Source organism: Bacillus cereus group sp. BfR-BA-01310 (assembly GCF_022664325.1).
Taxonomy (GTDB): Bacteria; Bacillota; Bacilli; order Bacillales; family Bacillaceae_G; genus Bacillus_A; species Bacillus_A paramycoides.
Map to the genome: position 1 here is coordinate 79,887 of NZ_JAKUHD010000003.1, position 22,817 is coordinate 102,703.

Sequence of the window (22,817 nt, forward strand, 5' to 3'; positions counted from 1 at the left end):
TCTTCATTATTTATCATACAAAATGAGGATTAAGCTAGAGTAAATTTGAGGTAAAGAAACGTAAAGAAAGAGCACTTATCCTCCCAAATAAGTGCTCCTTTTTATCAAAAGAGAGATTTAACTTACAATCAAAATAATACAGATTACTATAAATCAACTATGCTTGGTTTTTCAAAAATAAGGTTAAAAACTAAAAGTTAGTAACTTCGGAAGACAGAAAGTATAGCTGTTGTTTCCCCTGTGTTAGGAATAGAAATAGTATTTACTGTAGGCAGTAAGACTTCGATTGTTGAGGGCTAATAATCAATGGGGGATGAACACCCCCCATTGATTAAAGGTTCACTTTATCGAAACTTCAATTATCTCTTTTTGGCAATAATGGAATGGATATAGTAAAAGTTGTCCCACTTTGATCACTAGAAACTTTTAATGTGCCATTATGGTTTTGAATAATTTTCTTTGTTACTGATAATCCGAGTCCGGTTCCTGAATCCTTTGTAGAGAAGAATGGATCAAATATATATTCTTGAATAGCTGGAGGAATACCGGTTCCGTTATCTTTGAAAGTAATACGAACAAAATTATCTAAGCGATAACTAGTGATTTGAATAGAAAGAGTCTTTTCCCCTTGAGCATCGACAGCATTTTGAAATAAGTTTAAAAAAACTTGTACGAGTTCATGACGATCAATATTGACGAGTACATCATCTAATTCGGTAGAAAAATTATAATCAATAGAAATGTTGTGTAAAAAAACTTCACTAGCGAGTAGTTGTTGAATATACTCGCGTAAAAATGTATTGATGGGAAACGGCTCTCTAGTAAATTCACGCGTTTTTGAAATAGCTAAAAATTTTGTAATAATGCTATTTGCACGATCTAATTCAGGGATGAGTAGACTTTTAAACAACTCTTTATTGGATGGAGAAACGCTCTCTTGTAAAAATTGCAAGTATCCACGTACCGTTGTAAGGGGATTTCGTACTTCATGTGCAATCCCAGCTGCTATTCGTCCAGCTAAGGAAAACTTTTCGGCATCCCGTTCTGTATTTAAATAATGGAATACACTAATAACCCTGAAAATATCTCCATTATAATCGCGAATAATGCGGTTATTTACGATACCATAATTTTTGTCTAAAACTTCTTCATTATATATTTCAGTTCCCGTTTTTAACGTTTCAATAGCTTTAATTTTTTCTTCAGGCAAGTTTAATAATTGTTGAATTGGTTTTCCAATTATAGAATTTCGTACTACACCCAAATCATCTGCTGCAGCTTGGTTACATAATGTAATGTTACCTTTACTATCAATAAAAGTGACGTGATGCGAAAAAGCATCGAAAATATGAACAAAATGTTTTTCGAGTTGTTCAAATAAGAACAATGAATCGCAAGTAAGATGAAATTTAGGCTCTTTATCTTCTTTTTGTATGTGCTGAATAGAATGAGACGTTCTCGTTTTTTTTATTTGTAAACCAATATGTGGATTTTTATATGTGAAATGATGTGGTAATTGATTCACAAGCTCTTCATAAAACCGTACTTTATTTTCTAATTCTTTTATTCGATTTTCATGAGATAAAATAGTGTCGTCTTGAAGCATAAATAAATAACTCCTCAATTTAAAAATTCTTCCATCTAGTATATCATATTTTTATACGGATACTCTTAAAGAAAGAGCTACTTTATGAAATTGGTCGGATAGGGTTTTGGTGAAGTAAATAGAATGAGTTTAAGATGAAGTTGGGAAGGGAGGAATTCGTTTGCTTTATATTGGAGTGACGGGATGGGGAGATCACGATTCTTTATATATTAATCCTTATGAAAATAGAAATAAATTGCGAACTTATAGTGGGGATTTTCCAATCGTGGAAGTGGATAGCTCATTTTATGCGATACAACCTGCACGAAATTATACAAAATGGGCGATGGAAACGCCAAAAGATTTTTCTTTTATAGTAAAAGCTTATCAAGGGATGACAGGACATATGAAAGGTGAAATTCCTTTTTCTACGTTTGAAGAGATGTTTGATGTTTATAAACAATCGATTTTGCCGTTAAAAGATGCAAATAAATTAAAAATGATTTTATTCCAATATCCGCCATGGTTTGATTGTAAAAAGAAAAATGTAGATTTACTTCGATATACGAAAGAAAAAATGGAAGGCTTCCCGTGTGCAATAGAGTTTCGAAATCAAACATGGTTTTATCCGGAAATGAGAGATAAGACGTTACAGTTTTTAGAACGGGAAAAATGGATTCATACAATTTGTGACGAACCACAGGCGGGAATAGGATCAGTGCCACTCATATTAGAAGCAACGAACTCAGATATGGCATTAATACGTTTTCATGGCCGGAATGTTCATGGGTGGCTGGACAAAGGAGAAAATTGGAGAGCAGTTCGTTGTTTGTATCGCTACAAAAATAATGAGTTGGAAGAATGGGTAGAACGATTAGAGCAATTGAAAAAAAAGGCTAAGGACATATACGTATTGTTTAACAATAATTCGGGTGGGGATGCGGCGGACAATGCGAAACAGTTGATGGAAATGATGAGTATTACATATGGTGAGCCAAAACCAGAGCAATTAAATTTATTTGAATAAATTCAAACAAGAAAAGCACTGTACAAACAGGGGGAATGTACAGTGCTTTTCTATATGAAAAAGAGGGGTAACAATGTTACTGAGCGTTTGGTTGATTCATCAATTGTTGGCTTCGTAATAAATGATAATGGTTATCATTATCATAGTCAATAGTTTTTCGAAAAATAAATAAAAAACTTTTAATATTTATTTTTTGAAAATAAAAAAGAACAGCGATTAATGCTGTTCTTTTCCATTGACGAATTGTTGTAAATCAAAAGGCGTTATCGCTTGGATAAATTCCTTTGAGATAAGTGTTTGAACAAGAGTGCTTTCAGAAATTGTAGCACCTGTTTTCTTTTGATAAGCTTTCTTTAATAAATCAAGTTTTTCAGCCGTTTCTTTCGGTAATTCAATTGTTAATGTGTTCATAATTTCTCCCCCTTACTATTAGAGTACCACTACAGTATAGGAGAGACAAGAAAAGAGAATATGAAACATAAAAAAGGTTACCAAATTTATAAATGGTAACCTTTTTTATGTATAAGAGTTATTAAGCAATACCGATATACTTTAAAGTTTTTGATGGAGTACTGTGATCAAAGAAGTGTTGTAAAAATGCAATATCAACACCTGATTTATATGCACAATAGCCCCAAGTTTTTCGAAGTGTATGTGAGCTAATCCCTTCTAATCCAACTTCTTTTGCAGCTTTGTTTAAAATGTACCATGCATGTTGTCTCGTAATAGACTTTGTTCCTTTTTGAGACTTTAATAATGGTTCATTGCGTTTCCAAGTTTTACGTTCTTTCATGTAGTCTTCGATTGCGTGCTGTAAGTCTTCATTTACAGCAAACCATTTATGTTTTTTTACTTTTTCATTGTAAAATAAAATGGAATGGCGAACATTTTCATTTTCATCGATTACATCACTGACTTTTAATTGTAAGATTTCACTTACTTTTAAGCCAGAATTTACAGCTAATACGAATAATAAGCCATCACGTTTCGAAGATTGTAAAAGTATATTTTTGATAGTTTCTAATTGTTTTTCGTTTTGAATAGGTTGTCCTGCTTGTTTCATTTCACGCACTCTCCTCTTTTATGTGTGTAAAGGAAAGGATTAACTTGTTTCTTACTATAAAGGGAGAGTGTGAATTTCATGTGAACTCCTAGTGAAATTAAGACAAATTATTTGACTTCTTTTACTTTTTGTAAATTAAAATAAAATACAACGCTATTAGTAGTATTATACACACCGTATTCGGCGTGATGGAGATCTAAAATGTTTTTTACAATAGATAACCCAAGGCCGGTACCTCCAGTATGACGGCTACGAGAAGCGTCTAAACGGTAGAAGCGATCCCAAATCTTTTCAAGGCTTTCTTCTGGAATAGGATTACCTGTGTTTTCGATTTCAATTTTCACTTTATCTTCCGTTTCTACAACAGAGACGTGTATTTTTTCTCCATCTGGAGTATATCGAATTGCATTACTAAGTAAGTTCACAACTACCTGCTCAATACGACTACGATTCGCTTTAACAAATAGAGAAGCGTCGGCATGGACGTCCACTTGCAAATGTTTTTCCTCCATGCTAAATGATAATTTTGCATAGACTTGTTGAATTAATTCGCCGATCGAGAACGTCGACATGTCTAGTTTGTACGTACCTGATTCTAGTTTTGCTAATTCTAACATTTCTACAATAAGCCTATTCATATTTTCTGTTTCTTCCAAAATAACATCTGTGTAATATGTCGTATCTTTACTTACGCCATCTTTAATACCTTCAGCGAAGCTACGAATAACACTGAGTGGTGTTTTTAATTCATGAGACACACCAGAAATGAATTCTTTTCTCGTTTTTTCCAATTGGCGTTCGCGTTCAATATCTTGTTGTAATTTTGTATTTGCAACATTTAATCGATCAATTCGGTCTTTTAAGTTTACAGAAAGTGTATTAATACTACTTGATAATCCACCAATTTCGTCGTCTGCTGCAACAGGTAATTTCTCGCTAAAATCAAAGTTAGCCATTTTTTTTGTGACACGATTTATCTTAATTAATGGTTTAACAATGATTTTTGAGTAGTAAAAGGATAACAAAATAATAACGAGAAATACGATAATTAAGGCATAGACGTAATAATCTTTTAAAACAAGCATTGCTTCATTAACGGGTTGTAAAGAGGCGATTGCAAAAGCGTACTCTTTAATTTCTTTATCTTCTATAATTGGTTTTACGAAGACACTATTTTGTATATTCTCCCCACTATCTAATATATACGTGTTTAATTGATTTGAATTAGTAGTGCCTTGTCTAATAGTCCATGCAAAATATTGAACAGCTTGTAATGTTTCAAAATCATTTGCAAGACGAACCTCAGCTTTGGAAGGAAGATGTAATTTAGAAATCACGCCAGTAAACTGGACATTATACGTAGGTTTAGACCTGTTTGTAAGTTTATTTTGAGATGGATTACCACTAATTGATTGGAAATCTGCATTAAAGTTTGAGTTTTGCCATTTATTATAATTAACTACCAGCTGTAGTGGTGTGATTGTATTACCTCGTAGGATACCACTTACTTCAATCAGTTGATTTTCTCTTAAGCCCAAATTTTCGAATTTGTTATATTCTTCAGGTGTTAAAATATTATTGAGCGGGATGGAATAGGTTCTATTATCTTGCGTATTAATAAAATCAATGTAGTAATTTTTTTCACTTTTTATAATTCCATCAGAATCTAAAAATTGGATGTCAGCATTTGTTTTATCATGGAATTCTTGTTTTAGCTTTCTAATTTCTTCAAAAGTTTTGCCGCTTTTTTCATAATTATCTACGAACTTTTCAAAAGCGGTTTGAACCGTTTTTACTTTTTTATTGATATAAAACTTCTCTAAAAATAGAGATTGTCCAAGGAAAAAAAGGAGAAATATGATTGTAAATAATGTTGATGTTAATAAAAATAGTTTAAAAACGATGCTTCTGTTTTTCACTGTTTCACCTCGTATGAAAATACTGTAATATAAATGATTTCTTAATTATAACAAACGTTACAAAAAAGTAGAGGGGGAAATCTGTCTCTTTCTAAAGTAGTTTTTTATAGAAAGTCACATAAAGTAGGAGGTATAGTGACTATCGAAGTTTCCCTAACATAAAAAAGAACTCGCCAGACGTATGACAAGTTCTTTAATATACTATTGCTGAATTGCTGCATCTAAAGCGATTTCAATCATTTCGTTAAATGTAGTTTGACGCTCTTCAGATGTTGTTTCTTCACCAGTGAAGATATGGTCGCTTACTGTTAATACAGATAATGCATTTACACCATATTTAGCTGCTAATGTGTAAAGAGCAGTCGTTTCCATCTCTACTGCTAATACACCGTATTCTCCCAACTTTTTAACCATCTCCATGCTTTCACGGTAAAATACGTCTGCTGTTAAAACGTTACCAACACGAACGTGTAAGCCTTTTTCTGTTCCAGCATCATAAGCTTTTTTTAAAAGATCGAAGTTTGCAGCTGGTGCAAAATCAAATCCTGGGAATGTTAAGCGGTTCATATTAGAATCTGTACAAGCTGTCATTGCGATAATAACGTCACGTACTTTCACATCTTTTTGAATTGCACCACAAGTTCCAACGCGGATTAAATTTTTTACTCCGTAGCTTTGGATTAATTCGTTTACATAAATAGAAATAGAAGGAACACCCATACCTGTACCTTGAACAGATACACGCTTTCCTTTATAAGTTCCAGTGAAACCTAACATGCCACGCACGTTGTTATAGCAAGTAACGTCCTCTAAAAATGTTTCAGCGATATATTTTGCACGTAATGGATCACCAGGTAATAGAATAGATTCAGCAATTTCGCCTTGTTTTGCTTCAATATGTACACTCATGAAAAGTCCTCCTTATTATGTATTGATAGAAATCAATATCATTTGCATTATACACTACGAATCCTGTCAATTAAAATCTTTTTATTATTTGTAATATGTACAAAATAGAAGGATTTCATAAATCATAATCTAGAATATATAATAAGAAGTTTTGTATGGAAAGAGACTTTAAAAATGGTAGGTGATGTTTTGAAAAATCTTGTCATTGGGCTTATCGCATTAGTACTTATTGTGGCAGGAGGATTTTACATAAAAAAATATCAAGAAACAGTAGAAACGACAGGAGATGTTCAGGAAGTAAAATGGGATGTGGAAAATAAAAAGGGAAATGAAAAAGTCGACATTTCGTTTCAATTGCTAAATAAAAAGAATAATGAAGTTCGTGGTGTGAATGATCAAATTCGAGCAGTTATTGTGGATGAACAGTTGAAAAATATACAACAAATGAAGCCTACCTTTGCTGGGAATGGATCATATAAGCTATCTTCAGAAGTAGCGAAAGGTGAAGGGTACACAATATTTTTGTATGAAGACGAAAATAAGTCTATGGAATCATTTTCTAAGCAAGATTTTGGAGAAGGAAAAAAGGATAAGAGTAAGGACAACAATAAAAAGAAACTTCCAATCGATACTGTACTTACAAAAAAAATAGGAGAGTACCAAGTTTCTCTCTTATTTGGTGCATTGCATCCGAATGAGGCAGTAACATTAACATTTCAGTTTCAAGCAAAAAAAGGAGAAAAGCTAAAATTAAATTCAGGAAGAGGAGAAGTCGACTCTCTATATATCGTTGATGAAACGAGGGAACATTTTTTATATGCCATTCCTGTTGATACGGATGAGCAATTACAATATCGTATTACATTTCCAGAAGAAGGAACATATAAAATGTGGGGAAATTTCTATATAAATGGTAAGAAGTATGAAAAGGAGTTTACTGTACAAGTTCAAAAACGAAAAAACAGCTAAGTATTTAGCTGTTTTTTCGTTTTCCTATTAATTTTGTTACAGAGAGCATAGTAATTGGTAAAGAATGATTCTTTCGAAATGCTAAATATTTTCCGCTCCATGCTGGCTTATATTTTTCTTTAAAATGTCGTAATCCACTGAAACTATACGTATAACGGACATTATTAAAGATTGCTGCGGCAACTCGTTCAGACCAGAATGATTGCGTTGATAAACCAACATTTGAGAGTGGTGCCATACCGATATTAAAGGAATGGTATTCATTTTCTTTTGCCCAGTGGAATAAGTGGATGAAGATTGCATCCATAATACCACTAGGAGCATCTGGATAATAACGCATTAAATCAACAGATAATATTCCGCTTTGATATACTGGCATAAAGGTTGTAAAGGCAACAATTTTCCCTTCTGCGTCAGATAATGTGGCAATAGGAGCACGACTAATATACTCACGATCGAAGTACCCAAGTGAAAAACCTTTCTCTTTTTTTCCGTCGAGCCAAGCATCAGACACTTTTTTTAATTCTTCGTATAATTCGTCTGAGAATGGTGGCTGATGAATAGAGAATGTATAACCTTCTCGTTCAAAACGGTTGAAAGTAGCTCGCATACCCGCACGTTTTTTTCCGGTTATAGTAAACGTATTTAAATCAACGACAGCTTCCTCACCAAGTTTAAAGAAGTTATAACCGAAATCGTGATACAAACTCATCCATTTACTTTCGATTTGATAGAATACGCAAATATATCCAAATCGATCTGCTTCAGCTAAAAACTCTTGCAACACAGTACGGTAGGAGGATGAATCACCAATTGGATCGCCTAGTACAACAAGACGTTTTCCAGTGATTGAAAAGAGAAGAAGTGCTTTCCCGTCACTACTAAAGAAGAACTGCTTATCTCCTAAAAAACCTAAATGACTAAGTACATTTCCACCATGTTCATCTAAAAAGTTTTGTAACCTTTTATCATTGGCCGGTTGCCCGGGAAATTCACTACGGTAACGATTGGCAATTAGTGAGCCTATAAGTAAAAAGGTGGGAACGAAGAATGCAGCTGCTAATGCGCTTCGTTGAACTTGTGTAATATTCCGAACGACAAAATCAGGTTTGAACGCTTCTTTTGCACCTGCAAATAAAATACCTAGGTTTTTATATAAATATAACGTTAGCAATAAGAATAGAAAAACTTTTACGATATCAGAAAGAGAGACTTCCATTTTCTCGCGTACAAATCTTTTGCGAAGCATATATAATACAGCAAGTACGATTAATAAAATAAAGGTTTCTTCAATATCAATTCCTTTTAGGGTATTAAAGATTGCTGCTCCAATTAAAGAAACAATCGTCATATAATAAGAACGCTTTGTTCCATAATATATTCCTCGCGAAAGAATAAGGAGGAGAATACCAAATGTTAATGACAAGCTAAAAGAAAATTGAATAAGATGCTTTGGAGCTAAAATATGTAAGGCGTGAGCTCGATTTATGCTTGTTGGTAGAATAGTTGATAAAATAACCATTAAGCCAGCAAATGCTGTTAAAGCGGCGGATGCCCATGAACCTAATTTCCCTAAAAAATCACGTTGTAAAGTCCAAATCACACCAGTTGTTTCTAAAGCAGGTGCAATAAATGGTTTATCTTCAATCTTTTTAATGGCTGCTCCTGTCATTTCAAAGGCTGCAAAAATGAGACCAAGGCAGAATGGTAATATGTAATAGACAAGGCGATACAACAACATAGCAGGTAGTAATACGCCTGTATCAATGCCATATTGTCCTAGTCCAGTTAAGAAGACAAGATCGAACGATCCAAGGCCACCAGGCACAAGACTTACGACACCGGCTAAAGCCGCAATTACATAAACACCTAAAAACTTTTGAAAGTCGATATCAATTCCAAACAATATTAATATGACATACATAACGATGCCAGCAGATACCCACTCGACTAATGAAACTAATGAATATAAAACAGTTGGATTTTTCTCTTCTTCTTCATCCTCTTGTCCTTCTGTCTGTTTTGTTTTTCTATTTTTAATTTTAGAAAACCCAATATATATAGGAACGAAAAGAGCAAAGAAGATAAGAACAGGCCATAACCACGGTTTTTCGTGCAGAATAAACCTTGTATCTAATATTCCGATGAGACCGAGGAATGAAAGAATAGCTAATCCGTTAATAAATGCAGTTGTCATCCATGCAATGCTTTTAATAAGTTTCCCATTCTCTTTTATATGCGGACGATATAGCATTGTACGTACACCAGCTCCAACAAGACCGCCAAAACCGATAAATCCATTTAAAGTGTTAGCAATCCATGAGATGCGGAAAATCTTTTGTACAGGTATATCTGCTTTTAGGTAACGAAGCATAACAAAGTCATAAAAGAACATTGTTGATACGGCAAATGCACCGAGTGTAATTGCTAAAAAGACTCCTCCAGTTGGAATGTTTTTAATTGTTTGGATCGCTTCTAAAAAAGAAATACCTGCTAATTCTTTTTTAGCCTGAAAGAATACAATTGTTAAGACAACAAATGGGAAGACGATTTTCCCAATCTGTAAGAAACGTTTCCATGAAAACGACATAAATACAACTCTCCTTGTGTAAGAAAACTGAGACAATAATATTATTATGACAAACTTCAAGAAAAATAAAAAGGTAATTTCCTGTATATGAAAGCTATTTTTTATATAGGTTATATTTAAAAGAATATTCCGTTTATCAGAAAATTGAGTTAGAATAAAGTGGAACTTTAATCAGTGTTGGTTTTGTTCATCCCCTACTGATTATTAGTCCACACCAATCGGGCTTTTACGGGCAGTTGGACTCCCACCTAACTTCCTCGTAGTAGCCGAATTTTGAGGTAGGAGTCTTACTGCTCAAATAGCGAGATAAAGCAAAAGAAGGAAAAGAGGGAAAGTAGATGATTATAATAGGTTATGCAGGATATGAATTAGAGAAAGCAAAACCTAATACATCAGAAGATTTTTTTAATAGATCTGAAGTGACATATATACTAAATGATCAAGAAAAAACCTTTTCTGTCTTATATGTTCGATATTTTGAAGAAGTTTTACAAGAAATTACTCCGTTTGAAGGAAATCCAGTTTATAAAGTAGAAGAACAAGACGTATATTTACGAGATATTGTAGCCATCGCTTGTTTAGTGAAAAATAAAGAGCTTCGTGTACAAAAGCGTTTGTATCTCAATGAGGTAACAGACTTTCAAAGATATTTTGACGAGGAAACAGTGGGGAAAGTACAAGAAATATTGGCTGAATTACATAAAAATAAAAGAGTAGAAATAGCGTAGAATGGCAAAGGAGAGAGAAGAAATGTCTAATTCGATGGTTGAAAATCAAACAGAACAAGTTTCTATATTTTTAGAAGATGTAATTTCCTTGATAACTAATTATGTGAACTATCATACGTTACCTTCTTTAGTGGAGGAGACACCAGCGGGAAACGAACGATATTATAAAGGATTATTAGCATCAATAAGAAGACTTCTTGTTTTTTGTGAAGAAGGGCTTGATGCATGTTTTGTTTTGTTGAATAGCCAGCCATTTCGAAAGACCGCAGCTGAAAAAGTTTTGTATAAGATTTATCATCAAGTAATTGCAGAGTTTTTTTCACCAAAGAATGATCATTGGTATGAAAATAGTCGTTCTGCTTATACAGGGAAAAATTCTATTGTTTTTCAGCAAACACCCCCTGCATCCATAGAACAAGTGATGAAGGACTTAGAAGGCAAGTTTCAGGCGATGCGTGAAGAACTAGAATATTATGAGACAGATTACCAAACGAAGATGTTACACAAATACTAATTAAGGTCAAGGAAAAGGAGCTAAAGTCACTTAGCTTCTTTTCTTTTTGTCCAGTTATATAAGGGGTTTTAATTGAATATAGTTAAAGTGGATAGCATCAAGGAGGTGTGACATGAGTCAGCAAGGTGTATTTACAGATTACTTTCATGAAGTAGAAAGCTGGTGTGAAAGTGTTCTTCACGTATTAGATAGCCGCGCAATGGAAGTGTATGATGTCCATATGCTTGCTTATAAAATTCAAACGTTATTAGAACGTATGAAAGAGCACGAATACGATACAGATGCCGAATTTATGTATGAAATAAGTGATGATGTAGAACATATTCAGCACCATTTACAGGAAGTGTTTATGCAGGAAGAGGAGGAATATGAATTATATGAAAGAGGGGATAGTGAACGGGCTGTTCCGATTGGTGGGCATACACTCCCGCCATTACCTTATCCGTATAATGCGTTGGAACCGTATATTTCACGAGAAATTATGATGTTACACCATGACAAACATCATCGTAGTTATGTGGAAGGTTTAAATAAAGCGGAGAAGATGATGGAAGAAGCGAGAAAAACAAATAAATTTGATCTAATAAAGCATTGGGAAAGAGAAGCTGCTTTTCATGGATCAGGTCATTATTTACACACAATATTTTGGGGCAATATGAAAAAAGATGGTGGTGGAAGCCCAAGAGGTGCTCTTTCACAACAGATTGAGCAAGACTTTGGAAGCTTTTTACGTTTTCAAAAACATTTTACAGAAGCAGCTTCTAAAGTGGAAGGTTCAGGGTGGGCAATTCTTGTATGGGTACCCCGCTCAGGAAGGTTAGAAATTTTACAGAGCACGCTTCATCAATTATTTACACAATGGGATACGATACCACTCCTTGTACTTGATGTTTGGGAACATGCGTATTATTTACAATATCAAAATCGAAAAGATGAATATATTAAAAACTGGTGGAATGTTGTAAATTGGTCCGATGTAGAAAAGAGATTTGAAAGTGCAAAACAAATTGAATGGACACCGTATTAGACGCATATCTCATGCGTCTTTTTTATTGGAATTGGAAGGGAGATTTCGTTCATATTTTAAAAGGCCAAGCATACACTTGTACAAAAAGTGCCAAAAGGACGTGGGGGGAAATATGAGACGAATTTGTATAATCATTACGCTAATTATAATGTACGCAAGCGTCGTGCCGATTCCTACATATGCAGAGATGAACAGTAGTGTCAGTGCTCGTAACGCAGTATTAATGGAACAGCATTCTGGCCGTGTACTGTATGGAAAATTAGAACATGAGCCACAAAAAATTGCTAGTATAACAAAAATCATGACAGCATTGTTAGCTGCTGAATCAGGAAAAATGAAAGAATTGGTATCGGTTAGTAATGAAGCGGTACGGGTAGAAGGGTCGGCCATTTATTTAAAACCTGGACAAAAAGTAAAGTTAGAAGATTTAGTTTACGGATTAATGCTCAGATCTGGTAATGATGCAGCGCAAGTAATTGCTGAAAATGTTGGAGGGAGTATAGACGGGTTCGTATATTTAATGAATGAAAAGGCGAAAGAAATCGGAATGAAAGATACTCACTTCTCAAACCCACATGGCTTGGATGGGGATGGATCGCATTATTCGTCAGCGTATGATATGGCATTATTAACGAAATATGCCATGGGGAACGAGACTTTTAAGAAAATCTTTGGAACAAAAACATATAAATCAGATTCTTGGGATTATCCGTGGAAAAATAAACATAAACTCGTGACATCTTATTATGAATTTGCAACAGGGGGGAAAACAGGTTTTACAAAAAAAGCGGGGCGGACGCTTGTCACGACAGCTTCAAAAGATGGGCTGGATTTAATTGTGGTAACTTTGAGTGCTTCTAGCGATTGGAACGATCATATGAACCTGTTTGATAAAGGCTTTGAACGCTATAAGCAAACAAAAGTTTTAGGGCAAGGAGCACTTGCCGAAATAAATGAAAAGAAGTATGCCAATCATGTTTACACGAAAAATAGTTTTTCCGTACCTTTAACTGAAGAGGAAAGGAAGAATGTGTTATTAAAAGTTGAACTTGATAAAAGTGTAAAACCTTCGGATGGAGTGAAAATTGGGAAAACGGAAATTTTTGTTGGTAATGAGAAAGTTGGAGAACGTAATTTGTTTTATAGTAAGCGGAAGTTAGTAGCTACGACGGGAATGTATTGGAATAATGTAAAAGAAATCTTTTCTTACATGATAGGTGTTGGTACAGATGGTTAATCTCGTTTGGGTAGCGATGGCAGTTATAGGGATTGTATATGCCATGATAAATGGAACGATGGAAGAGGTGAATAAAGCCGTTTTTGAAGGGTCAAAAGATGCGGTTACGATATGTATTGGACTTATTAGTGTTTTAGTATTTTGGCTCGGTTTAATGAAAATTGCAGAAGAAGCGGGATTGTTAAAAAAGTTAGTTTCACTTTTTATGCCGATAGTCAAAAGATTGTTTCCAGAAATACCGAAGGATCATCCGTCAATGGGATTCATTTTATCAAATATGATGGCAAACTTTTTTGGATTAGGAAATGCAGCAACACCTCTGGGCATTAAAGCAATGGAGCAACTCAAAGAGTTAAACGGTGGGAAGGATTCTGCAAGTCGTTCTATGGTGACGTTCCTAGCCTTAAATACATCAGCAATTACATTAATTCCGACCACTGTAATTTCAATTCGAATGACTTATGAATCAGCAAACCCTACAGAAATCGTTGGCGTAACATTCATTGCACAAGTGTTATCGATGATCGGGGCAATTTGGATTGACCGCTATTTTTACCGGAGAAGGAGTAGAAAGGGGCGGAAAAAATGAGCATTGTAAATACAATTTCATTATGGGTAATCCCTTGTGTAATCGGTTTTATCCTTTTATATGGTACGATAAAAAAAGTTCCAACGTATGAATCGTTCGTTGAGGGAGGAAAAGAAGGGATTCAAATTGCAGTTTCAATTTTGCCGTTTATGGTTGGAATGCTTGTATCTATTTCTATTTTCCGGGCATCAGGTGCTTTAGATGCAATGATATCGGTAATGAAGCCGATGTTAGATTTTATTCATGTACCAGCAGAAATCGTCCCACTGGCACTTATACGTCCGATTTCGGGCTCTGCTGGTTTAAGTATAACGACCGATTTGATCGCTACATATGGACCAGACTCGTTTATTGGGAGATTAGCTTCTACGATGCAAGGTAGCACAGATACGACTTTTTATATTTTAACGGTATACTTTGGGGCTGTTGGTATTAGAAAAATGGGAGATGCACTAAAAGTAGGACTGTTTGCAGATTTAATCGGGATTATTTGCTCAATTGTGTTTGTTTCTTTATTGTTTCATTAATGGTATTCATTTTTTACGCTACTTCGCTTATAATACGTATACGACCACTATTAAGGTGTAGCTTAATAGTGGTTTTTTTATGCGGTATTTTTGACAAAATGATGAACTTTTATTGTGAGCAATATGAAAAAGTGTAAACAATAATAAAGGGTGAAAACGTGTATTGGCCTTTATACGTTTATTATCATCGCTATGTTGTTAAGGCAAGGCGAAGCAAATGGCGTAAAGCTTAGGTGGTTGCCAAGTCTTTCTAATGAAGGTAAGATAAATTTGAGGTGAAAAAAAGAAATGGAACGATTACAAAAAGTGATTGCGCAAGCAGGTATTGCATCGAGAAGGAAGGCTGAGGAATTAATTCAGCAAGGAAAAGTGAAAGTTAACGGAAAAATAGTGAAGGAGTTAGGAACAAAAGTAACTCCTCAAGATAAAGTAGAAGTAAATAACATCCCTCTTGAAAAAGAAGAACCTGTTTATTTTTTACTATATAAACCAACTGGGGTAATTTCAAGTGTATCAGATGATAAAGGAAGAAATGTTGTAACAGACTTTTTCCCTGAAATTAGACAACGTTTATTCCCAATCGGACGCTTAGATTATGATACGTCTGGCGTATTATTGATGACAAACGATGGGGACTTTGCAAATGTATTAATGCATCCGAGATATAAAGTTGAAAAAACGTATGTTGCGAAAGTTAAAGGGCCATTAACAGGTGAGAAAATTCGCATGTTAGAACGAGGTGTTGCGCTGGAAGACGGGAAAACAGCACCAGCACAAGTGAAAATTATTTCTTGGGACAAGCGTAAAGAGATGGCGATTGTACAATTAACGATTCATGAAGGACGTAACCGTCAAGTACGTCGTATGTTTGAAGCGTTAGATTGTAAAGTCATGAAATTAAAACGTGAACGTTATGCCTTTTTAGAAGTAGGTAGTTTGCGACCTGGTGATGCAAGAGAATTGACACCGCATGAGGTGAAGCAATTACGTGCATTGGCGACTACAAAACCACGATAAGCTATAGATTGAAACTTTCACCAGTGGAATGCTCCGCTGGTGATTTATTCAATAAAACATTTGTAACAAAAGAATACATATATTCATCGAAGAGAGGAGAGAGAATATGAAAAAAAATCGCCTATTATTTCGTGTTATCATTCTGCTCATTTTAAGCGGTGCTGTAGGATTTACACTGTATCAAGGTTTTTTTGCTGATAAAGAGAAAATGCAAATTGGGAAAGAAGCGCCTAACTTTGTCGTGACTGATTTAGAAGGAAAGAAAATTGAACTGAAAGATTTAAAGGGAAAAGGTGTATTTTTAAATTTTTGGGGAACTTGGTGTAAGCCTTGTGAAAAAGAAATGCCGTACATGAATGAGTTATACCCAAAGTATAAAGAAAAAGGCGTTGAAATTATCGCGTTAGATGCAGATGAAACGGATATCGCAGTGAAAAATTTTGTGAACCAATATGGTTTGAAATTCCCGGTTGCAATTGATAAAGGGCAAAAAATCATAGGTACATATGGAGTGGGACCATTACCAACAACCTTTTTAATTGATAAAGAAGGCAAGGTTGTTGAGCAAATTATAGGTGAGCAAACGAAGGAACAACTGGAAGCCTATTTGAAGAAAATTACTCCATAATAAAGAAAGCCTTTACATAAGAGGTGCTTGGTGTATAGCACCTTCGTTTTAAGAATTCTGAGTATTGCGGTAACTTAAAGGTAGAATATACAATAGTACATATAGATACTGGGGTGGTGAGAGTGTTGAAAGAAATTAAGTGTGAATGTGGACATGTTAATCCGATAGGAACCGTTTTTTGTGAAGCTTGTGGGAAACCATTTGAAAGCAATGAAAATGTGAATTTATTGGATATGAGATATGAGGGGAGTGCCCGGAGATCTCTCACACATACGAAAACGATAATCGATAAAATTTGGAGTTTTTTCTCTTCTGTAAAAGTAGGGGTATGGTTAATCGTAATAACTTTAGCTGCATCGGCAATAGGAACTATTTTTCCGCAAGAAATGTACATAACTCCAGGAATCGCACCGGCTGAATATTATGAGAAAGAGTACGGATTTTTAGGGCAATTATACTATCAATTAGGGTTTAATAATTTATATGGATCATGGTGGTACATGATTTTAATTGCTTCCATTGGCATTTCACTCGTTATATGTAGCTTAGACCGTGTAATTCCTCTTTATAAAGCATTAAAAAAACAAGGGGTGAAAAGACACCCAAGCTTTTTAAAGAGACAGAGAGTGTACGGGACTGGTTCGCCACAAGAGGGTGACTTAGAACGAGTTCAAATTAATTTAAAGAAAAGAAATTATAATGTGAAAGTGGAAGACGGGAACGTTTTAGCGGAAAAGGGACGTTTTTCTCGCTGGGGTCCATATGTAAATCATATCGGTCTTATTATTTTTCTATTTGGTGCAATGCTACGTTTTTTACCGAGTATGTATGTAGACGAAGCACTTTGGTTACGCGATGGTGAAACGAAAGAAATACCAGGAACTGATGGTCAATACTATTTGAAAAACGAAAAGTTTATAAAGGAAGTTTATGATAAGAGTAAGGACAAAGAAGTTTTTGATGATGCGATTGATCGTATTGGTGATAAAATGATTGCGAAAAACTTCCAAACGAATGCCGTATTATATAAAGCAGTAGGAGAAACTATAGCAGGTCAAAAACCAAAATTAGAAAAGGTAAAAGAAGCTGAAATTCGGGTGAATGAGCCACTGAAGTTTGATCAATTTGCTGTTTATCAAGTGGATTATAAGGAAAGTGAATTTAAAAGTATGTCCTTCCATTTGCAAAATAAAGCAAATAATCAAAAGTGGGGACCGATTAAAGTGAATTTAGCGAATCCTACAGAAAAATATGATCTAGGAAACGGGTATTCTCTAGAACTATTAAGCTATTTTCCTGATTTTTATTTTGATGAGAATGGAAAGCCGAATACGAAGACAAAATTACCAAACAATCCTGCATTCGTCTTTAAAATGTTTACCCCGGAAACACCAGATGGTGAAGTGAGCTTTGTTGGTATTCGGCAAAATATAGAACCGGATGGAAACAATAAATATAAAATGTCATTTGCAGGTGTGGAAATGCAAAATGCAACAGCACTTACTGTAAGAAAAGATTTAACGCTTTGGATTCTTGGTATTGGTGGATTTATATTTATGGTTGGTGTGATTCAAGGTATGTATTGGAACCATCGCCGTATTTGGATACAACGCGTCAATGATGAGTGGTGGGTTGCAGGTCATACAAATAAAAATTGGTTCGGTTTAAAGAAAGATATTGAAAGAGTTTTAGAAGGAACAGCGATTCCGCAACCGCATGATAAAATAACCGATAAAAAAATTAGTTAAGGTGGGGAAACGATATGGTGCAAATAAGTAGTAATTTTCTGTTTGCCGCTTTCATCTTATATTTAATTGCAACTCTATTTTTTGGCGGAGCAATCAAAGAAAAAGGTCATAGGTGGGCAAATGTAGGTATAACTATAACAATATTAGGGTTTATTGCACAAACAGTATATTTTGTTACAAGGTGGATTGCATCAGGGCATGCGCCAGTTAGTAACTTTTTTGAGTTTGGTACATTTTTCGGTATGATGCTTGTCGGAGCATTTATTGTGATGTATTTTATGTACCGCGTAAGTATAATCGGACTATTTGCATTACCGGTTGCGCTTTTATTAATTGCCTATGCAAGTATGTTCCCGAGGGAGATATCCCCGCTTATTCCATCTTTAAAAAGTAATTGGTTACATATTCACGTGACGACTGCAGCAGCAGGACAAGCGATCTTAGCAATTAGTTTTATTACGGGCGTAATGTATTTATTGAAAAATGTAGATCAATCAACGAGAAGTAAACGTACATTTTGGTTAGAAACGGTAGTTTTCACACTTGTTTGTACTGTTGGATTTATTGCAGTAACAACGGTGTTCTCTAGTATGAAATACGAAGCGAAGTTTCAATGGATTGATAAAAATGAACAACAAGTTGAGATGAAGTATAACCTTCCAGCTTTAGTGGGACCACATGAAGGGAAGTTAATGACAGAAAATAAGTTAGAGCCAACAGTGGAGGTTCCAGCGTTTGTAAATGCGAAAAAATTAAATACTGTTATTTGGTCAGTAATAGTCGGAACACTACTTTATATTGTATTAAGACTTGTTTTGCGCAAACGAGTATCAGCAGCACTGCAGCCGTTAGTAAAGAATACGAATAGTGATTTGTTAGATGAAATTGGGTATCGATCTATTGCAATTGGATTCCCGGTGTTTACATTAGGGGCATTAATCTTTGCAATGATCTGGGCTCAAATAGCGTGGACGCGCTTTTGGGGCTGGGATCCAAAAGAAGTTTGGGCGCTTATTACTTGGCTCTTTTATGCTGCGGTATTACATTTACGTTTATCTAAAGGGTGGCATGGAGAGAAATCCGCTTGGCTTGCAGTAATTGGTTTTGCAATCATTATGTTTAACTTTATTGTAGTAAACTTAATTATCGCGGGTTTACATTCATATGCATAGAGAAATAAAATAGGAGAGTGCATGTCACTTTCCTATTTTATTTTTGTCAACTTTTCTTCTTTTTTGAGAAAAACATGACAAAGTAGCGGTTGATTTTGTAAAATGATGTCGAGGACCAAATATACTGTTCAAAAAAAATACATAGTTTTGGAAAAAAAATGAACAAAATTTATTATTCTTGTGAAGTATAATATGGAAAGTGGAACGTTTAAAGATATGCTTTGTTAAACGAGAATAGGTGCAGCATCATATTGTAGAAGGGTAGGTGTAAACCGTTGCGTTAAAATACGTAACGGGTAGAAATGGAAAATGAATCAAGAATTTTAATTGTAGACGATGAGGATCGTATTCGTCGTTTATTGAAAATGTATTTAGAAAGAGAACAATACACAATTGAAGAAGCAGATAATGGTGATACAGCTTTAGAAATGGCGTTACAAAATGATTATGATCTAATCCTATTAGACATTATGATGCCTGGCAAAGATGGTATTGAAGTGTGTAAAGGAATTCGTGAGAAGAAAGCAACGCCAATTATTATGCTGACAGCAAAAGGTGAGGAAGTAAATAGGGTACAAGGATTTGAAGTTGGAACAGATGATTATATTGTAAAGCCGTTTAGCCCGCGTGAAGTAGTGCTTCGTGTGAAAGCGGTATTACGACGTGCTGTACCAACAACATTCTTTACACAAGATACAACGACGAAAGATGTTACTGTGTTCCCACATTTAACAATTGATAATGATGCACATCGCGTTACAGCGGATGGTAATGAAGTAAACTTAACACCGAAAGAATATGAATTACTATTATTCTTAGCGAAAGCCCCTGATAAGGTATTCGATCGTGAGCAATTGCTAAAAGAAGTATGGCAATATGAATTCTTCGGAGATTTACGTACAGTTGATACACATGTAAAGCGTTTACGTGAGAAGTTAAGTAAAAAATCACCAGATGCAGCGAAAATGATTGTTACGGTTTGGGGCGTAGGTTACAAGTTTGAGGTTGTGAACGACTGATGCTTTGGAGAAGTGTAGTAGGGAAGTTATGGATGACCATATTACTTCTCGTTTCGTTTGTTCTTGGATTTGTTGCTATTTTACTTTCGCAGTTTTTTAGAACGTATTATGTTGATATGAGTGAAGCTAGGCTTCAGAAAGTTGCAACAAGTGTCACAGAGTTAATTGAAGAAGGTGCCGATGTAAAAACGATTGAAAATATCGCGTACAAATTCTCTGATCCACTTTCAAGAATCATTATTGTAGAAGATGGTAAGGAGATTTCTTCTTCTCCGAAACAAGAAGGGTTAGTTACTCTAACGATAGATAATCTAAAAGAAGATAAAGAATTAGCAGCTGTTTTTACAGAAAAAAAAGAAATTAAAAATAACATTAAAAAAGATTCTAATAGTAGAAAGAATAAAAACACTGAAAATGATATTATGATCGTCGGGAAACCAGTGCAGTCAAAAAATCAAAGTGCTGTGTTTGTATATGAATCTTTACAGGTTCCAATACAAGGGATGGAGAGAACAACTGATTTTATTTTCTTATCAGCCGGGATTGCGATTATTTTAACAACTTTCTTTGCATTTTTCTTATCTACTCGAATTACAGCACCGCTCCGTAAAATGCGTGAGGTTGCTTTTGAGGTGGCGCGCGGGAAATTTGATACGAAAGCTCCTATGGTGTCTCAGGACGAAATTGGTGAGCTTGCAACTGCTTTAAATCAAATGGGAAAGCAGTTGAAGTTTAATATGAATGCATTGCAACAAGAAAAAGAGCAGTTAACTAGCATTTTGAGTAGTATGGCTGATGGTGTTATTACGTTAAATCAAGAAGGTGAAGTCGTTGTTATCAACCCACCGGCAGAACATTTCTTACAAGTTTGGCAAGAAGAAAAAGAATTAGAATTGAGTAAAAAATTGCCTTCTGAATTTGTTGAATTATTCCATCTTGTTGTAGAAAGCGAACAACAGCAAGTTGTTGAAATTAATTTGCAAAAAGGTAACTACGTAGTTCTTATGACACCACTTTACAACCAAACGAAAATTCGTGGAGCTGTGGCGGTACTGCGAGATATGACGGAAGAACGTCGTCTTGAGAAGATGCGTCAAGACTTTATTGCGAATGTTTCACATGAACTTCGTACACCGATGGTAATGCTTCAAGGGTATAGTGAAGCAATTTTAGATGATATTGTGCAAACGAAAGAAGAAATTAATGAGTTTGTCCAAATTATTTATGATGAATCTGTTCGTTTAGGTAAACTTGTAAATGAGTTATTAGATTTAGCCCGTATGGAAAGTGGTCATGTAGAGTTACATATAGGTGAAGTAGATATTCATCCATTTGTCGAAAAAATTGGCCGTAAATTCCAAGGGATTGCAAAGGATAAAGAAGTCCAATTAACAGTTGATTTCCAAAGTCCAATTGAACAATACCCGTTTGATGCAGACCGTATGGAACAAGTGTTGACGAATTTAATTGATAATGCAATCCGTCATACGAATGCAGGTGGGCATGTTGCACTTGTAATTGATACGAAAAATAATGGCCTTACTTTCGAAGTGCAAGATTCAGGTGCTGGTATTCCAGAAGAAGATATTCCATTCTTGTTCGATCGATTCTATAAAGCTGATAAAGCGAGAACGCGCGGGAAAAAGGTTGGAACTGGATTAGGGCTTGCGATTGCTAAAAATATTGTTCAAGGCCATGATGGTAAAATTTCTGTATCGAGTGTTGTTGGAGAAGGAACTACATTCTCTGTATATTTACCGAATCGTTTAATTTAGATATACATGTTCTTTAAGGATGATGATTAATAAAAGTTCTACTGTTTTTTATTTTTTTGTAAGTTCAATTAAATAAAGAATAGTAGAGCTTTTTCTATATTGATTAGAACGGAAAATAATAAGAGGGGTGTCGTAATGAAATGAAACTATATACAAAAACAGGAGATCAAGGAAAAACAAGTGTAATAGGTGGTCGAGTGGATAAAGATCATATACGTGTAGAAGCCTATGGCACAATTGATGAGGCGAATTCTCATATCGGATATGCGATGACTAAGTTGCAAGAAGAACGCTTTCGTGACATTTATAATGAACTTGAAAATATTCAACATGAACTATTTGATTGTGGAGGAGATTTAGCGGTAGTTGAGCAAAAAATTCCTTATAAAGTAACGGTAGAAATGGTCGAGTATTTAGAAAGAAGGATTGATTCGTATATAGAAGAAGCACCGACGTTAGAGCGTTTTATTTTACCAGGGGGTAGCGAGGCTTCGGCTACTATCCATATTGCACGTACAGTTATAAGAAGGGCGGAACGCTGCATCGTGTCATTGCAAAAAGAAGGAGAAATAAATGAAATTGTCCTTAAGTATGTAAATAGGTTATCTGACTATTTCTTTGCGATTGCTAGAGTAATAAATGCTCGTTTACAAGTGAAAGATGTGGAATATAACCGCAGTGCAATTGTTTTTCGTGATAAAGAAGAAAAGGAAGTGGAGTAATTCACTTTCTTTTTTGTATACTTTTTTCTGTAATATACCACAATAGAGAAGG

The 22,817-nt window shown here is 34.9% G+C and carries 21 protein-coding genes; 15 read left to right on the forward strand and 6 right to left on the reverse strand.

Annotation, left to right across the window (positions count from 1 at the left end):
* Positions 1-355 precede the first annotated feature (355 nt).
* Positions 356-1,606, reverse strand: a complete 1,251-nt coding sequence (locus MR109_RS08440; protein WP_242271752.1) for a PAS domain-containing sensor histidine kinase — start codon at positions 1,604-1,606, stop codon at positions 356-358.
* 160 nt (positions 1,607-1,766) lie between these two features.
* Between MR109_RS08440 and MR109_RS08445 the strand changes: the two genes are divergently transcribed.
* Positions 1,767-2,612, forward strand: a complete 846-nt coding sequence (locus MR109_RS08445) for a DUF72 domain-containing protein (RefSeq protein ID WP_242271761.1) — start codon at positions 1,767-1,769, stop codon at positions 2,610-2,612.
* Positions 2,613-2,828: 216 nt separating this feature from the next.
* Here MR109_RS08445 and MR109_RS08450 read toward each other — a convergent pair whose 3' ends face one another.
* The 4 genes from MR109_RS08450 to deoD form a co-directional block, all read right to left on the reverse strand.
* On the reverse strand, positions 2,829-3,023 hold the full coding sequence (locus MR109_RS08450; RefSeq protein WP_002171109.1) for a DUF3924 domain-containing protein: 195 nt from the start codon (positions 3,021-3,023) through the stop codon (positions 2,829-2,831).
* Between the two features lie 121 nt (positions 3,024-3,144).
* Positions 3,145-3,675 carry a tyrosine-type recombinase/integrase gene (locus tag MR109_RS08455; RefSeq protein ID WP_000806236.1) on the reverse strand — a complete coding sequence of 177 codons (531 nt, stop codon included), beginning with the start codon at positions 3,673-3,675 and terminating at the stop codon, positions 3,145-3,147.
* Between the two features lie 107 nt (positions 3,676-3,782).
* The gene (locus tag MR109_RS08460) at positions 3,783-5,594 is read right to left on the reverse strand and encodes a sensor histidine kinase (RefSeq protein ID WP_071721184.1); all 1,812 of its coding nucleotides are present in this window, start codon (positions 5,592-5,594) and stop codon (positions 3,783-3,785) included.
* Positions 5,595-5,795: 201 nt separating this feature from the next.
* The gene (deoD, locus tag MR109_RS08465; RefSeq protein WP_002171111.1) at positions 5,796-6,503 is read right to left on the reverse strand and encodes a purine-nucleoside phosphorylase; all 708 of its coding nucleotides are present in this window, start codon (positions 6,501-6,503) and stop codon (positions 5,796-5,798) included.
* 174 nt (positions 6,504-6,677) lie between these two features.
* Here deoD and MR109_RS08470 point away from each other — a divergent pair, with 174 nt between their 5' ends.
* Positions 6,678-7,472: a hypothetical protein gene (locus MR109_RS08470; protein ID WP_048370479.1), complete on the forward strand. Its 795-nt coding sequence runs from the start codon at positions 6,678-6,680 to the stop codon at positions 7,470-7,472.
* Positions 7,473-7,476: 4 nt separating this feature from the next.
* Here the strand turns inward: MR109_RS08470 and mprF are convergent, their stop codons facing one another.
* Positions 7,477-10,062 (reverse strand): bifunctional lysylphosphatidylglycerol flippase/synthetase MprF, encoded by a 2,586-nt coding sequence (gene mprF, locus MR109_RS08475; protein ID WP_098472954.1) that lies wholly within the window; start codon positions 10,060-10,062, stop codon positions 7,477-7,479.
* Between the two features lie 338 nt (positions 10,063-10,400).
* Between mprF and MR109_RS08480 the strand changes: the two genes are divergently transcribed.
* The 13 genes from MR109_RS08480 (at position 10,401) to MR109_RS08540 (ending at position 22,765) form a co-directional block, all read left to right on the forward strand.
* On the forward strand, positions 10,401-10,790 hold the full coding sequence (locus MR109_RS08480) for a hypothetical protein (protein ID WP_025147261.1): 390 nt from the start codon (positions 10,401-10,403) through the stop codon (positions 10,788-10,790).
* Positions 10,791-10,812: 22 nt separating this feature from the next.
* Positions 10,813-11,304 (forward strand): YpuI family protein, encoded by a 492-nt coding sequence (locus tag MR109_RS08485; protein WP_002171115.1) that lies wholly within the window; start codon positions 10,813-10,815, stop codon positions 11,302-11,304.
* A gap of 112 nt (positions 11,305-11,416) precedes the next feature.
* Positions 11,417-12,331 (forward strand): superoxide dismutase, encoded by a 915-nt coding sequence (locus MR109_RS08490; RefSeq protein WP_002171116.1) that lies wholly within the window; start codon positions 11,417-11,419, stop codon positions 12,329-12,331.
* A 112-nt stretch (positions 12,332-12,443) separates the two neighbouring features.
* Positions 12,444-13,568 carry a D-alanyl-D-alanine carboxypeptidase family protein gene (locus MR109_RS08495; protein ID WP_071721181.1) on the forward strand — a complete coding sequence of 375 codons (1,125 nt, stop codon included), beginning with the start codon at positions 12,444-12,446 and terminating at the stop codon, positions 13,566-13,568.
* Complete coding sequence (gene spmA, locus MR109_RS08500; RefSeq protein ID WP_002117584.1) at positions 13,561-14,157, forward strand: spore maturation protein SpmA; 597 nt, start codon at positions 13,561-13,563, stop codon at positions 14,155-14,157. The genes MR109_RS08495 and spmA overlap by 8 nt, the downstream gene beginning before the upstream one ends.
* Entirely contained in the window at positions 14,154-14,684 is a 531-nt protein-coding gene (gene spmB / locus MR109_RS08505) for a spore maturation protein SpmB (RefSeq protein WP_002171118.1), read from the forward strand. Before spmA ends, spmB begins: the two co-directional genes overlap by 4 nt.
* Before the next feature lie 288 nt (positions 14,685-14,972).
* Complete coding sequence (gene rluB, locus MR109_RS08510; RefSeq protein ID WP_002171119.1) at positions 14,973-15,701, forward strand: 23S rRNA pseudouridine(2605) synthase RluB; 729 nt, start codon at positions 14,973-14,975, stop codon at positions 15,699-15,701.
* Between the two features lie 106 nt (positions 15,702-15,807).
* Positions 15,808-16,329, forward strand: coding sequence for a thiol-disulfide oxidoreductase ResA (resA, locus tag MR109_RS08515; RefSeq protein ID WP_002171120.1), 522 nt, complete (start codon positions 15,808-15,810; stop codon positions 16,327-16,329).
* A gap of 122 nt (positions 16,330-16,451) precedes the next feature.
* Positions 16,452-18,077: a cytochrome c biogenesis protein ResB gene (gene resB / locus MR109_RS08520; RefSeq protein ID WP_025147257.1), complete on the forward strand. Its 1,626-nt coding sequence runs from the start codon at positions 16,452-16,454 to the stop codon at positions 18,075-18,077.
* A gap of 14 nt (positions 18,078-18,091) precedes the next feature.
* A complete protein-coding gene (resC, locus tag MR109_RS08525; RefSeq protein ID WP_071721179.1) occupies positions 18,092-19,249 on the forward strand; it encodes a cytochrome c biogenesis protein ResC in 1,158 nt (385 codons plus the stop codon).
* 302 nt (positions 19,250-19,551) lie between these two features.
* Positions 19,552-20,268, forward strand: a complete 717-nt coding sequence (resD, locus tag MR109_RS08530; RefSeq protein WP_002171123.1) for a DNA-binding response regulator ResD — start codon at positions 19,552-19,554, stop codon at positions 20,266-20,268.
* Positions 20,268-22,043 (forward strand): sensor histidine kinase ResE, encoded by a 1,776-nt coding sequence (resE, locus tag MR109_RS08535; protein ID WP_242271763.1) that lies wholly within the window; start codon positions 20,268-20,270, stop codon positions 22,041-22,043. The genes resD and resE overlap by 1 nt, the downstream gene beginning before the upstream one ends.
* Positions 22,044-22,183: 140 nt before the next feature.
* On the forward strand, positions 22,184-22,765 hold the full coding sequence (locus tag MR109_RS08540) for a cob(I)yrinic acid a,c-diamide adenosyltransferase (protein ID WP_025147254.1): 582 nt from the start codon (positions 22,184-22,186) through the stop codon (positions 22,763-22,765).
* Positions 22,766-22,817 lie beyond the last annotated feature (52 nt).